16 protein-coding genes, 2 pseudogenes and 1 riboswitch are annotated in these 13179 nt (G+C 38.5%); of the genes and pseudogenes, 11 read left to right on the forward strand and 7 right to left on the reverse strand.

Going from position 1 to position 13179, the window contains the following annotated elements; genetic code table 11:
• Both FC85_RS16015 and tnpA read right to left on the reverse strand, forming a co-directional pair.
• Positions 1–248: pseudogene (locus FC85_RS16015) on the reverse strand (RNA-guided endonuclease TnpB family protein); the annotation flags it as partial.
• Complete coding sequence (tnpA, locus tag FC85_RS00095) at positions 232–675, reverse strand: IS200/IS605 family transposase (protein ID WP_057863548.1); 444 nt, start codon at positions 673–675, stop codon at positions 232–234. The gene tnpA and the pseudogene FC85_RS16015, both read right to left, overlap by 17 nt.
• Positions 676–842: 167 nt before the next feature.
• Here tnpA and FC85_RS15330 point away from each other — a divergent pair.
• The 3 genes and pseudogenes from FC85_RS15330 to FC85_RS00110 form a co-directional block, all read left to right on the forward strand.
• Positions 843–1178, forward strand: a pseudogene (locus tag FC85_RS15330) (ASCH domain-containing protein); the annotation flags it as partial.
• A 43-nt stretch (positions 1179–1221) separates the two neighbouring features.
• Positions 1222–1332: riboswitch (TPP riboswitch) on the forward strand.
• 166 nt (positions 1333–1498) lie between these two features.
• Positions 1499–2062: an ECF transporter S component gene (locus tag FC85_RS00105; RefSeq protein WP_057863550.1), complete on the forward strand. Its 564-nt coding sequence runs from the start codon at positions 1499–1501 to the stop codon at positions 2060–2062.
• A gap of 361 nt (positions 2063–2423) precedes the next feature.
• Positions 2424–3761: an MFS transporter gene (locus tag FC85_RS00110; protein ID WP_083484830.1), complete on the forward strand. Its 1338-nt coding sequence runs from the start codon at positions 2424–2426 to the stop codon at positions 3759–3761.
• Positions 3762–3984: 223 nt separating this feature from the next.
• Here FC85_RS00110 and FC85_RS00115 read toward each other — a convergent pair whose 3' ends face one another.
• The 5 genes from FC85_RS00115 to FC85_RS00135 form a co-directional block, all read right to left on the reverse strand.
• Positions 3985–4881 (reverse strand): 3-hydroxyacyl-CoA dehydrogenase, encoded by an 897-nt coding sequence (locus FC85_RS00115; RefSeq protein WP_057863552.1) that lies wholly within the window; start codon positions 4879–4881, stop codon positions 3985–3987.
• 141 nt (positions 4882–5022) lie between these two features.
• Positions 5023–5571, reverse strand: coding sequence for a helix-turn-helix domain-containing protein (locus FC85_RS00120; protein ID WP_057863553.1), 549 nt, complete (start codon positions 5569–5571; stop codon positions 5023–5025).
• A 345-nt stretch (positions 5572–5916) separates the two neighbouring features.
• Positions 5917–7089, reverse strand: coding sequence for an ABC transporter permease subunit (locus FC85_RS00125; RefSeq protein WP_057863554.1), 1173 nt, complete (start codon positions 7087–7089; stop codon positions 5917–5919).
• Entirely contained in the window at positions 7086–7952 is an 867-nt protein-coding gene (locus FC85_RS00130; protein WP_057863555.1) for an ATP-binding cassette domain-containing protein, read from the reverse strand. The genes FC85_RS00125 and FC85_RS00130 overlap by 4 nt, the downstream gene beginning before the upstream one ends.
• A gap of 109 nt (positions 7953–8061) precedes the next feature.
• The gene (locus FC85_RS00135) at positions 8062–8271 is read right to left on the reverse strand and encodes a DUF3923 family protein (RefSeq protein ID WP_057863556.1); all 210 of its coding nucleotides are present in this window, start codon (positions 8269–8271) and stop codon (positions 8062–8064) included.
• Between the two features lie 256 nt (positions 8272–8527).
• Between FC85_RS00135 and FC85_RS00140 the strand changes: the two genes are divergently transcribed.
• The 8 genes from FC85_RS00140 (at position 8528) to FC85_RS15610 (ending at position 12935) form a co-directional block, all read left to right on the forward strand.
• Positions 8528–8947: a helix-turn-helix transcriptional regulator gene (locus FC85_RS00140; RefSeq protein WP_083484824.1), complete on the forward strand. Its 420-nt coding sequence runs from the start codon at positions 8528–8530 to the stop codon at positions 8945–8947.
• Positions 8948–9419: 472 nt separating this feature from the next.
• Positions 9420–9794 carry a GntR family transcriptional regulator gene (locus tag FC85_RS00145; RefSeq protein ID WP_057863558.1) on the forward strand — a complete coding sequence of 125 codons (375 nt, stop codon included), beginning with the start codon at positions 9420–9422 and terminating at the stop codon, positions 9792–9794.
• Positions 9791–10492, forward strand: coding sequence for an ABC transporter ATP-binding protein (locus FC85_RS00150; protein ID WP_057863559.1), 702 nt, complete (start codon positions 9791–9793; stop codon positions 10490–10492). The genes FC85_RS00145 and FC85_RS00150 overlap by 4 nt, the downstream gene beginning before the upstream one ends.
• A 5-nt stretch (positions 10493–10497) precedes the next feature.
• The gene (locus FC85_RS00155) at positions 10498–11271 is read left to right on the forward strand and encodes a hypothetical protein (RefSeq protein WP_057863560.1); all 774 of its coding nucleotides are present in this window, start codon (positions 10498–10500) and stop codon (positions 11269–11271) included.
• Positions 11272–11607: 336 nt separating this feature from the next.
• Entirely contained in the window at positions 11608–12066 is a 459-nt protein-coding gene (locus FC85_RS00160) for a hypothetical protein (RefSeq protein ID WP_147008593.1), read from the forward strand.
• A 236-nt stretch (positions 12067–12302) separates the two neighbouring features.
• Positions 12303–12452, forward strand: a complete 150-nt coding sequence (rpmG, locus tag FC85_RS00165; protein ID WP_057863561.1) for a 50S ribosomal protein L33 — start codon at positions 12303–12305, stop codon at positions 12450–12452.
• A 13-nt stretch (positions 12453–12465) separates the two neighbouring features.
• Positions 12466–12735: a 30S ribosomal protein S14 gene (rpsN, locus tag FC85_RS00170; RefSeq protein ID WP_057863562.1), complete on the forward strand. Its 270-nt coding sequence runs from the start codon at positions 12466–12468 to the stop codon at positions 12733–12735.
• A gap of 83 nt (positions 12736–12818) precedes the next feature.
• Positions 12819–12935, forward strand: coding sequence for a putative metal homeostasis protein (locus FC85_RS15610; RefSeq protein ID WP_162255405.1), 117 nt, complete (start codon positions 12819–12821; stop codon positions 12933–12935).
• Positions 12936–13179: the final 244 nt, after the last annotated feature.

The following is a 13179-nucleotide window of genomic DNA, read 5'->3' on the forward strand; positions in this document are numbered from 1 at the left end:
TAAACATCGCGTAAGAAGCCGGGCAAAATTTTATCTTTGATGACATAAATCTTAGCCTTCTTTGTTGATGGATAAGGACGCCCTAAGTGCTTACAACCATAAGTTTTCTCGAGATACTTAACGGCATATTGATGCGCTTTGTTAAGAACCTCAAGGTTTTCGCAATGACGGGCAATCATCTGCGGAGTAGGAACTAAACGATAGCGACGCACCCGTAAGTATTCAGTTTTTTTAGGTAATTTGATCATTATCCTTACTTTCCTTGGCTGGTTTTTGGTGCCGAATGTATTCTCTAATTTGCTCTTCTGAACGCTCACTAACAGTTACGGCAAAGTAACTTGGTTGCCACAGGTGTCCACCCCAAAGCTTATTTTTAATTTCCGGATGGTGCATAAATAACATCCGAGCAGTAACCCCTTTTAACCCTTTCATAATTGACGAAATCGAGTACTTAGGAACTGCATCAACTAACAGGTGAACATGATCAGGCATAATTTCCATTTCCTCAATCTTCATACCAAATTGACTGGCTAAGCTGCGAAGTAGTTCTTCCAATTCCTGCTTAACTGGCCCAACAAAAACACCACGTCGATATTTAGTAACGATAATTAGATGATATTGTAGCGAGTAGACACTGGTTCGCGTATAATGTAAATCTTTAGAATTTTCTTGCATAATCAACACACCTCATTGCGATTCCACATGCATATTATACCATTATTTATTTTGCATACACAAGTATTTTTAATTTAAAAACTCACTCGGAAACCAGAAAGCGCAAGACGCTTTCCTCTCGGTACTGAAGTGCCGAGTTTCCTCGCGAGCTTCGCTACAAATTAGCTGATCTTGTTGTAACCGGAGTGAAGACTGCAACGACTTCAGCTTACGAGTTATACGAACCGGATAAGCCGATCCCTCAAGTTGGTGATTATAATATTATTTTAAATTGGGAAGGACAGCCAGTTTGCATAACAAGAACTGAAGTTGTCGAGATCCTTCCTTTTAAGTGGGTATCCTGGGAGCATGCTTATCATGAAGGCGAAGGGGATAAATCATTATGGTACTGGCGTCAAGTTCATGAAGCGTTTTTTAAACGCGAATACGCGCAAAATAATGGCACCTTTTCCTATAATATACCATGTGTTTGCGAAGTGTTTAAAGTGGTTGATCGACCATAAAGGTCATTTTTACCTTGCAATTGAATCGGTTTTGTGAGAATCTTAATGCAGCTAGGGGAGCCTTCCTTAAATAGGCTGAGATGGTTGAATAATCAACCGAACCCTTTGAACCTGAGAGTTAGAACTCGCGTAGGGAAAGCGATCCACTTACACGGTTGTTAACGCTCTTGATTATGATCAAGAGCATTTTTTTGACAGCCCCCTTTGTGATTTTAGCGGCTCAGTACGCTAATTTTGACAGAGGGGGCTTTTTATTTTTCGAAACAAATGAGTCAAATCGAGAAGAACGTATCAATTAGGTATTTAGGAGGAATTATCTTATGAAGCGGAAATTTCATTTGCAAGACGTTATTTTAATTGCCTTAATTGCAATCATTTTTGGTGCCATTTTTGTTGGAACAGACTACTTATATAACTTTTTGGCGGTTGCGATTGGACCATTTGCCAATGAAGCGTTGTTTGGGTTGTGGATTATGGCAGGTCCTCTGGCGATTTATCTGACCCGAGTACCAGGATCCGCACTAATTGGTGAGGTTTTAGGTGCCGCTGCCGAAGTATTGTTTGGTGGTACGTTTGGGGCAGCTGCTCTATTATCTGGAATTGTTCAGGGAATTGGTAGTGAACTTGGTTTTACCCTATGGCGCTATAAGAGTTGGGGTTGGGCAAGTTTGCTGACATCGGCAGTGACCACAACGGTTGTAGCGTTTGGCTATGAGCTGTTCAGGTTGGGCTACGTCAAGTATGCATGGCCGATGATCCTACTGCTATTCTTAGTTCGGTTAGCTTCTGTGACATTTTTTGGGGCTGTTTGTGTCCGCGCGGTTGATAAAATGTTGGAACGTTCACAGGTCTTGCATCGGGAGAAACCATCTTCTGCTAAATAGTGATGACTGGACCATTGACTAGAACATATGAAGGCAGGGAAAGTTTGTCCTTATCCTTCAAATGATAACGATCGTAGAATCAAAACGAGATCAGAACGAAAAGTCACTTTTTCTGATCTCGTTTTTGGTTGGCCAATTTAATAGGAACTGATTCCAAAAACTGAATTTCTTATGTTATCCTGCCAGTTTTCAAGTTTTTAGTAAAATACCCTTGTTTTGAATTTACATTGGGGTTTATCATGTATAAATGCGCATTTATATGATAGATTCAATTTGAGGGGGTATTTTATTGGCATCAGAAAATTCAGCTGAAAGGCCAGCTGCTAAGCATCCGTTTTATGCGATTACATTAGTTGCCTTGATGACATTTATGGGCGTCCTAACGGAAACTTCGATGAATGTTACGTTTCCGACTCTTATGAAGCAGTTTGATGTTTCACTAACGACAGTTCAGTGGGTAACAACCGGTTATCTGTTGACTGTGGCGTTGTTGATGATTACCTCTGCCTTCTTAAAGCGGCGATTTACAAACAAACAGTTATTTGTTTCCGCCGCACTGCTATTTATTACCGGTGATATTATTTGTGGATTGGCACCTAACTATTGGATCTTACTGGTCGGTCGATTGATTCAGGCAGGATGTGTTGGATTATCAGGCCCGTTAATGATTAACATTATTTTGGATACTGTTCCTGTTCATCGACTTGGTACATATATGGGGATGGCTAACCTGATTATTTTAGTTTCCCCAGCGATTGGACCGGCTTTTGGTGGTCTAATGGTTTATATTGCCAGCTGGCGAATGATTTTTTGGACAACATTACCATTAACGATTATTTTACTGTTCCTTGGCTTACAGGCGATTAAACAATACACACCGACGCAGAAATATGATTTTGATTGGTTGCGGTTTGCATTGCTATCAGTTGGGCTAGTCAGCCTGATTATGGGGCTTAATATTGTGGGTGAGCCGGGTGGACCAATCCGGTTTATTGGGTATTTAATTTTGGCGGTTGTCATGTTTGCACTATTTGGCTGGCGATCCAAGTATAGTCACAAGGCGTTATTTAAATTATCGGTCTTCAAGCATCCAAGTTTTGTATACAGTTTCTTGCCTTACATCTTGTTACAGTTATCCAATATTGGTATTAATTTTCTTCTACCAAATTATGTCCAGATGGTTGATCACGCCAGTTCGTTTATGGGTGGCTTAATTTTACTCCCTGGAAGTTTACTGAATGGTTTTGGCCAGCCGATTTACGGGTGGATGCTTGATCGTTACGGTGGTAAATTGCCACTGTATCTTGGAAACTTTTTATTTACAATTACAGCCTTGTACTTTGCATTCTTTGGTAGAAGCTTGAGTGTGTTGGCAATCACAATTGTGTACACTGTATTTGCGATGGGACGTTCAATGGCATTTGGAAATAGTATGGCGTATGGCTTAAAAAAGCTGGCATCACCTGTTCGAAATGACGCAAATGCGTTATATAGCACTGGTCAACAGGTTGCTGGTTCTATCGGGACAACAATCATTGCGGTTCTTATGACATCGATCAAATTACCGCATCTTTCAAGTTCGCAGAATGTGGCGATTGGCAGCCAGTTTGCGTTTGGGTTAATTTTGTTTATTGGCTTAATTAACTTTTGGTTCTTTGCTAAATTATTTACATTTAAAGATGGCTCTGAGAGCGATTAGAATCGAGTTATCAATGTGGCAACCAAAAGCACTATTGCTTGGTAACAATCGTGTTTACACCACCCGAGACTGGGTAAAACGATTATTGTCTCAGCCTCATTGTTTATCTGAGAATAATAGTACCCATAACAAAAGCGGACGAGTAAAAAATCAATTTTACTTCGTCCGCTTTTGTAATTGCTAAAATAAAATATGGAAAAAGTGTCTGGTTATTTGAGCTGGATCAACCCTTCAAAAATTCAGGATTCTTAAATTCCGGATTTGGGTATTTATAAAAACCTTCGCCTGATTCCATACCTAATTTACCTTCATCTAATAATTCTTTTAATTTGGCACCAATTGTTTCGAGACCAGCATCGGGATGTTCCTTTTCAGCCGCCAATAAAATATTGTAAGCGGTTCGAATTCCGACTGCATCAAGAATCCCAAACGGTCCGAATGGCGCTCCGGTTGCAATCATCCATGTTCGATCAATCATGTGTGGATCGGCAACGCCCTTAACCCAGAGTTCTTGACCTGCCGTTAGAAATGGGATTAATAATGAGTTAAGAATATAGCCGGGCTGTTCTTTCTTGAGTTGAATCGGAACCATACCAATGTCTCGCGCAAACTCAACGATTTCTTGATAGATAGTGGGATCGGTTTCTGGTGACCCCATAATTTCGGCGGTATTATTTAACCAAACTTGGTTTGCGAAATGCATATTTAAAAATTGTTTTGGCCGACCAGTATCTTTGGCAAACATACTGGGAACCAATGTTGAAGAATTACTCGTAAATATGGCATTCTTAGGCGCTAGGGTACTGATTTTTTTATAAAAGTCACGCTTAATATCAGGTCGTTCCGGGATGGCTTCGATGACTAGGTCAGCATCAGAAACTGCCTTTGCCAAGTCAAATGTAAATGCGATTCGCGAAATACCTTCGTCAAATTTTGCATCGCTTGCCGCTATATCACGCCGATAAGCATGGCGTAAACTCTTAACGCGGTCCTTGGCCTTATCCAATGCGGCTTGATTGATATCATAGATAGTTACTGGAAATCCCTTAAAGGCTGTTTGAAAAGCAATCTGGCTTCCTAGAACACCACTACCAGCTACCGTTACTTTTTTAATTGTCATAATGTAAATCCCCCTTGGATGGCACTAACGAAAACGGTTACAGGACTCATTTTTATTATAAGGGATGGTTAATGAAACTCAACAAAATAGCTCATAGAAAGATAATTTATTGCTTAATAGTATCTGGGTTTAGATGTTAGACTAATTGATTCTAATAACCTTTTGGTAGGTAATTGATTCAATGGTGTACTTAACATATTGCTCAAGGAACTTAATGAATTGTTTAGTGAGTAGCCAAAGAATTGGAAATCCAATTGCGGCAGCGACAAATATCCCCCAGCCAACCCCGATTCGCCACCATGCGAACTGATGAACGCCAATTTGGCTTTCAATAAAAATAATAATGGGGACAGGAATGCAGATAAGATCCATAAGCCATGCAAAAACCAGTGTTGCCAAACTAACGAGAAAAACGGTTGGAATCAAAATGAGATTTAACAGGAAACTACCGACGAGTGCAAAAAAGTTGAATTTGTGAGTTGTTTGGATACTTTCACCTAAAAAGTAGCTGATAGAGACATCATAGAAAGTAGCTAATTCACTCAGGACTGATAAAGATGGTAAGTGCTGATCGCTTTCCCAATAAGCGACGGTTTGTCTTGTAACATACAGTTTATCGGCAACTTCTGCTTGGGTTAATCTCTTTTCTAATCGTTTTTGTTTAATGCGTTTTCCCACTAGTTCTGCCAAAGATCTCACTCCCAATCGTTACAATGTTTCTTTTATTTTAGGACTCAAAGCTAAAATAGTAAACACAATTATTGTCAGAGTGGCGTAAATCAGTGTTAACAGATTATGGTTGTTATTTCCGAATGGTAGTAATGGTGCGCCATTTAAATATAAATAAAAGAAAATAATGATGATCGTTTGGGTTAAACGCGTACTTTTCGATGTTCTGCCGATTAACTGAGCTAATAAGGGTAGCAAAATGGCCCAGAAGCTGAGCGGTAATCGGCTGACGCTAGGCGACCTGATTAATAACGGCAGAATTAATCCTAATGAAAATACGATTTCAACTGTACAACTCCACAGGGTCTACCGAAGTTGCCCGTTTTGAAAAGTAGCTAGCCATTGATAAACGTTTTCTTGAGTTTCACTTGCACCAAAAGATGAAACGATTGGAGTTGCCGCGAGGTATAGCAATGGAAAGGTAATGTGAGTCAGCTGATCATAGGTTGCAAACCAGCTCCAGAGCCAAATAAAGCAGATTAACCAAAGCCAGATAGTGGCAATTGGTGCTGTGAGGAGCCGGATTGATAATCGAAAACGGCTTAACTTTAAAACATGAATGGGAAGGCTGATCGTTGAATGATCCTCAAGAAATTGATTCAGAGTGGTGTGGATTAGGGGCCGCTTCTCAATCAATCCGGGTAATCTACTAACGAGAATCAGACTCATTAGAAGTAGTAACCCCAAATTTTGCAGATCAGTAATCGTCAGTTGTAGTGGTGGAAATACCAAGTTTTGGTTGCCGGTATATCGGCTGGTTGTGCTGCCAATTACCCTCAGTGTGGATAGCGGATTATTAGAGGAAGCTAAAATTGCCTGTTTGATGTTGGTGATCAAATAAGTGGATCCGGAAATATTGAGTAGCCGTTGAAAAAAACCAGGAGTTGTCTGGTAATTAGCGGTCGTGGTGTAAAGAAAGGTTATGCCAACTGATAGGGCAATCGTCCCTAATTTGCCACGTAAACCAGGAATGACTTCGGTTGCTAAGGTTACTGCTGAAACGAAAACCAATCCGGAAATTAAGATTAGAAATGGTAAGATAAACTGTTCAAGATTAATCGCTGCGAGCCCATATTTTAAAACTGTTTCGACGTAAGCAGTCAGTAAAATAATTAACCAGAGGATCAGTGAAATACAAATGTTGCACAAAAACTTTCCGAAAACATATTTGCCTTTCGGAAACCTAGTGGTTAAGAAAAGTGACATTGTGCCCATACTACGATCCAAATGAATGGTGTTTCGCAGGAAAATGGCACTAATCAGGGGAAGGAAGAGCCCCATAATCAGTCCGATACTGATTGAGACCCATGTTGCATTATTTGCCTGACTGTACTGATTAAGATTAATGATTAAGGCACGCATGGTACCGGATTCTCGAGGAATGATGAGGGTTGTCGCAAATAGTAAACTCATGCATAGTGCTGTAAACGATAACCGGCGTGTCTTCTCATGAAAGGTAGCCATAAAGATGAATTTCATAATGGAATCACCCCGCTAAAGATCCCCAGACAAGCGTCTTCCAGGGTGGGGGTGACAGATTGTGCAGATGCTTGTGATGATGTCTTTGAAAGTACGCGAACCTGGATGCCGTTTGAACGTTGAATTAATGAACTATTTGACTCAATTAGTGATGGCTTGCTGTGGGGCAATGGATATTCCCATACATAGCCGTTACTTTTTGTCATTAAATTGGTCGGCGTCCCACGGTACAGGAATTGGCCACTTTGTAAGAGCAAAATTTGATTTGCAACGGCTTCAATATCTGAAACAATATGAGTTGAAACTAAAACCAGATGGTCATTTGCGAGTTCAGCAAGCAGATTCCGAAGTGACACCCGTTCCTGGGGATCAAGACCGGCGGTTGGTTCATCTGCAATGATAATTGGCGGATTATTCAATAATGTAGCTGCAATTCCCACTCGTTGACGCATACCGCCTGAGAAGTCTTTCAATTTTTTATGACCGGTTTTTGATAAATGAAGCCTGTCTAATAGTGATTTTATCTGCGAACCAATCTGATTGGTAGCCACCCCCTTCATGACAGCAACGTAGTTCAAATATTCAACAGCAGTCAAATTAGGAAAATAGGGAATTTGTTGTGGCAGATAACCGAGAACTTTTTGAATTAATTTAGGTCGCTTAATGATACTCTTCCCATCGAGTAAAATATCACCTTTATTGGGAGACTGGAGGGTCGTGAGTATTTTTAGCAGGGACGTTTTACCAGCACCGTTGGGTCCCAAGAGACCAATTAACTCACCACTAACTAAATCCGCGTTAAGGTTAGTCAAAACGGGTGTCTTATCATATTGCAGACTGATATTTTCAATTGTTAAATGCATATTGATCACTCCTCGTATTTATGCATTTAACGTAACCCCAACGACGCCAGGTTGACGAGCAAATTATTTTAAACATCGCTTGATAGCAGTCTCTGGGCCACACATTTTATTAACTGCGGCGTTTTTTTATACGATGCAGCCAAATCATTTGAATACATACAGCAACAATTAAGACTGGAAGAAGAACCAACAGGTTGATTAGTTTAACAATCGGTGTTTGAACCGTACCGGTTGCATCAACATTTCTAAGTAGAATAAACGAAATTAGCGTGATAAAAATCAACGCTTCAATGCCATTAGTTAACCACCATGCTTTCATTTTACTCATCTCCTTTACGATCAGAATAATGTGAAGACGACTAGTTGCCAAGCAACGAACACTAGCATATGGTAAAGTAAAATGAAAAACCAGATTAAAGTGAACCATAATATGAGTTTCCAATTATTGCAAACTGGTTTGTGAACTGGTTTGCTGTGAGACTTGATGATTAATGATTTTATAAGTAATGACAAGCGCTTTTGACAGACGATTAATGCCATAGTCAGTATTGTAAAGGTAACTCAGGAGGGAATAAATGATGAATATTGGTAAAAAACTAATTAGTTATCGGCAGCATAATCGACTTAGTCAAGAAGAGTTGGCGTTAAAAATGCATGTTTCCAGACAAACAATCTCTAATTGGGAAACGGGCAGGACCTATCCAGATATTCAGAGTTTGTTACTCCTAGCTGAGCTTTATCACGTCACTGTTGATGACTTAGTAAAGGAGGATGTCAAAAAGATGGAAGATAAGTTAACCCAGCTGAAAATTCGCTGGTTAATGATTGGGATTGCAACCTCAATCATTTTGAACTACCTTGCGTTTGCCAGCATTAGATGGATCCCAATTGGGATTGCATGCATGCTGGTTGGGACGTTTACAACGATTGGGGTTATTATGATTTATTTTTACGTTAAACTCACGCGATCACTGCAGCTGCGAACGTTTAAATAAATCCTCAATTATATCAATGATCGACCAGTTAGCCGGGTGCCAAAACCCAGTACGACCTCGACAATTGTCAAGACTGTCATTGCAACGTTAGGCGGTTTATTGACGGGTGGTCTGATTACCTGGTTAATTATTGTCTACCTATTATAAGCTATCAGTATTGGCGGCAAGGTAGTCCCGATCAATCCCTGTTGTCCCGCGTTTTCGCTCGATAACAATCGTGTTTACACGAACAGAGGCTGGGATAAATGACTATTGTCCCAGCCTCTTTTTGTGTAGAGAGACAGGCCTCATTTTGCTTTCTTGTAAATGGGTGTTTGTTTTAATGGGAAACATTTTTTTGGGGGGAAGGATTGCATACAACTTTGAATCACTATCTTTTGTTAATCAGGAGATTGTTGGTCTGGTTGCTTGTATATTTTTAGGTTTCCTGTTATATTGTAATAGTAAAGTATGACACCGAGGAGGCGGAAAAATGCAATATGACGACAAAATACCTATTTACTACCAAATCAAGAACTTTATTTACCGAGAAATTATTGTCGGTAACTTAAAATTAGGTGAACAATTACCGGCAGTTCGTCAACTCGCCGTCGACTTAACCGTCAATGTGAATACAATTCAACGAGCGTTAAGTGAACTGATTGCTGAAAAAGTAATTGAATCAAAACGTGGTAAAGGAAATTTTGTGACTGAAGATGAAACAAAGATTGATGATTTAAGAAGACGATTAATCGATGAATATTTAAGCGATGCCTACAATAATTTGCATCAGCTAAATGTGAGCGATCAAGAAATTATCGAATATCTGAATCAGTATATTGAAGATCGGAGGAAAAAGAAATCATGACAAATGCGATTGAAATTGCCAATTTAAGCTATAGCAAAAATTTAAAAAAAATCCTCGAAAATGTTAATTTAACAATTCAACAGGGTAAAATTGTTGGCCTTTTGGGAGCAAATGGTGCTGGTAAAACAACACTGATGCGGTTAATTGCTGGAGTTGCCAAGGGCTCTAAGGGAAAGATTACTGTTGATAATCAGCAAAAAATTACGGCTAAAAAATCGAGAGTCAGTTTTAGTGAACAGTTAAATGGGTTTAATCCTAACATCAAAATTGAGAAAATTATTAGTTTTTATCAAGACGTTTATCCGGATTTTTCAACTGATAAATATAACGAAATGGCTGGCTTTTTGCAAATCGACGAAGGTCTCAAGTTATCGGCGTTGTCAAAAGGGATGCGTGAAAAATTGATTATCGGGTTAACTCTTTCACGTGAAACGCAGGTTTATTTATTGGATGAGCCGTTTGGCGGCATTGATAGTATGACGCGAAAAAAGATTATTGACAGTATTATTAAATGGAAAAGTGACGATGCCGTTATTCTAGTGAGTGATCATTATGTGTCGGAAATTGCCAGTATTCTCGATGAAATTGTGATTATTAAGGATAAAACGGTGTATGCACAGAAGAGCACCGAAGAGATTCGTGAAAAGTATCGTGAAGGCATTGAAGAATATTATGAAAATGCCTATCGGGAGGAGTGAGAAGAATGACGAGTTTTTCATCAGTAACTAAGATATTATCCAAGCAAAAGATTCAAATTGTTAATCATGTGATTGTTTTAGATCTGATTGCGGTTATTTTGTCAATCTTTTGGGCGATATATCAAGGGAGTTTGACTGCGATTGATTCCCTTTCAATTATTCTTGGTTGGTCGGTTGTCGCGTTCATGGTGGCATTCGTTTTACTATCAAGAAATAGTGAACATGTATTTGTCAGCGATTCGTATCGATTGATTCCGACTAATGATACAAATCTCTATACTGCAAATCTTATTTCGTCGGTATTGGGGATCGTCTATCTTGGCGTTTTTCAAATCCTTCTATTCGCTGTTGGCTCGGCCCTAAATTTGAAACAAGTTACGTTAATGCTTAATAAAGTGGTTATGGATGATAGCGTATCTGTGTTCTCAATGAGGACATTTTTGGGAGTTGTTTCAGTGTTGATTGCGATTTTATTCTTCACTATCTTGTTTTGGACATCCATTACTCTGATTCACATGATTACAACAGCAATCATTTCATTCTTACCGGATAATCGTCAAAAGATCGTTCGATTTATTTTATATGTGGTCGTCATTATTGGGCTGGTATATGTTCTTAGTATTTTATCCAACACAGTTGGTAATTTTATTGGTCAATTTGGCAATCCCGATTCGTATCTTTACGCCTATACAGCAGACGCTTTCGTTGCATTCGTTGTTCTCTTGGAGTCAGTCGGAAGTATCTATTTATTACAAAATTGGGTAGAAACAAATAATTAGTGGTTAAAGAAACTAAATAGCCAAAAATCGTATTGAACTAATCTGAAGCTGAGATCAGGGTAAAACCTGCTTGGCTTTTTAATTATCCATAAAGAAAAAATAAATCCAAAATGGTGTTTATGTTGTTTGAGGAACGATTATTCTGAAAAAAATTTCGGTGATAGTTAGTGGCCAAGATAGGTTACTTATTTTGTGCTTACTAATCATAAGTATATGGTTAGGATAAGATAAAAATATTATGAGTAAAATCATAAATTTACGTTGACACTGTTAACTAAGCTGAGTAAAATATATTTATGTGTAAAATATTAAATTAGTATTGAGGAAGTGTTATCGTTGCGTTTTTTTAAAATATCGTTGGCGGTTGTAACTTTAGGAATTGGGTTAGGCTTGACTACTGTAACACCAGTTAAGGCAAGTACTTATCATTCAGGAACTCCAAAAGCACTACGCGGGACTTGGTACCTTGTTACGGATTCTCCCAAACAATACATAACCTATTGGCAAAATCATACGGGAATGAATACGTTAGTTTACTCAAATAATCTACAGGCTTACTATAAGAACGACCCATACGGACTGACGTATGTAAAATATAAGTCATTAGGTAACGATGCTTATCGAATTGCCGGATGGACGTATTCAACTAATCAGGATTATCGTGGGATCGCTTCAAACAGTGAACATTATACTTATAATGTAAAGAAAATTAGTAAGAACTATATTTATCTATACGATCGAAATACTGTTTATCGAAGAAAGCCGAATTTCAGATTAGTGACCATTAATTATTAATAAGTAAAGCAGATTTAACCGGATTAACTGGTGAATCTGCTTTTTTTCTGGTCTTATTTCGAACAGAGATTGATGTTTGTCCTTCTAGTTTTAGCCATAATCTGTCCAGAGATAAAACCATCTTTATCCTTGACAAAATGGAACGGAATATCCATAATAAATAGTAACCGCTACTATTTAAGCAAAAATAAATGATCTATAATTTTAAGACTTGATTTTAGAAAGGAAAAATTAATATGCGAAAACATGTTGTTTTAGAATGTGTTGAAACTGGCGAACGAATTTATTTAACGAGTAAGAATATTCGAAATAATCCGGATCGATTGGAATTAAAAAAGTATTCGCCAAAGCTAAGACGTAAAGCACTTTTTAGAGAAACGAAGTAAGGGAGATTGAATAATGGCAAAAAAATCAAAAATTATAAAGTATGAAAAGCAGCAAAAGTTAATTGCACAGTATGCTGATTTGAGAAGAGAATTAAAAAAGGAACACAACTACGAAGCTTTAGCCAAGTTACCAAAAGATTCGAATCCAATTCGTTTACGTCGCCGTGATCATATCGATGGGCGGCCACGTGGTTATATGCGTAAATTCGATATGTCACGATTGAATTTTAGAAAATATGCTCACTTAGGCCAAATCCCGGGTGTTCACAAAGCAAGTTGGTAGTCGTGGTATCTTTCGTTTAATTAAGACTGATTGACGTTACAGATTATCAGGAATGTGATATTTCTTTCATGAGGAGGCTTATTATGGAAAAACAAGATTTAGGTAGTGCTTATCGTCGTCTTAAGAGCCCAAGTATTAAGGTACGTAAACGGGCATTAAAGATTATTAAGGAAAATAAAGCACAAAGAAGTCACAAGTAGTTGAATAGCAAAACGTTGAGTAAATGAGACGTTTGAATTCAAGAGGTCAAAACAAGTTGAACATTTGTTTTGGCCTTTTTTGTGTTTGCAAAGGCTATTTGCAAAAGCCGTGAATGGTGCATTAATCAGCATGTGCGTTACAGTTCAAACTCATATGACATCGAAAACTGGATTGGAAACCAGAAACCATAGAGTGGGCTATAAAATGATGATGTAAAACAATTGTTGCTTGTTCAAACGGAAG

It is taken from the genome of Lentilactobacillus diolivorans DSM 14421, from assembly GCF_001434255.1.
In the GTDB taxonomy this organism is placed as follows: Bacteria; Bacillota; Bacilli; order Lactobacillales; family Lactobacillaceae; genus Lentilactobacillus; species Lentilactobacillus diolivorans.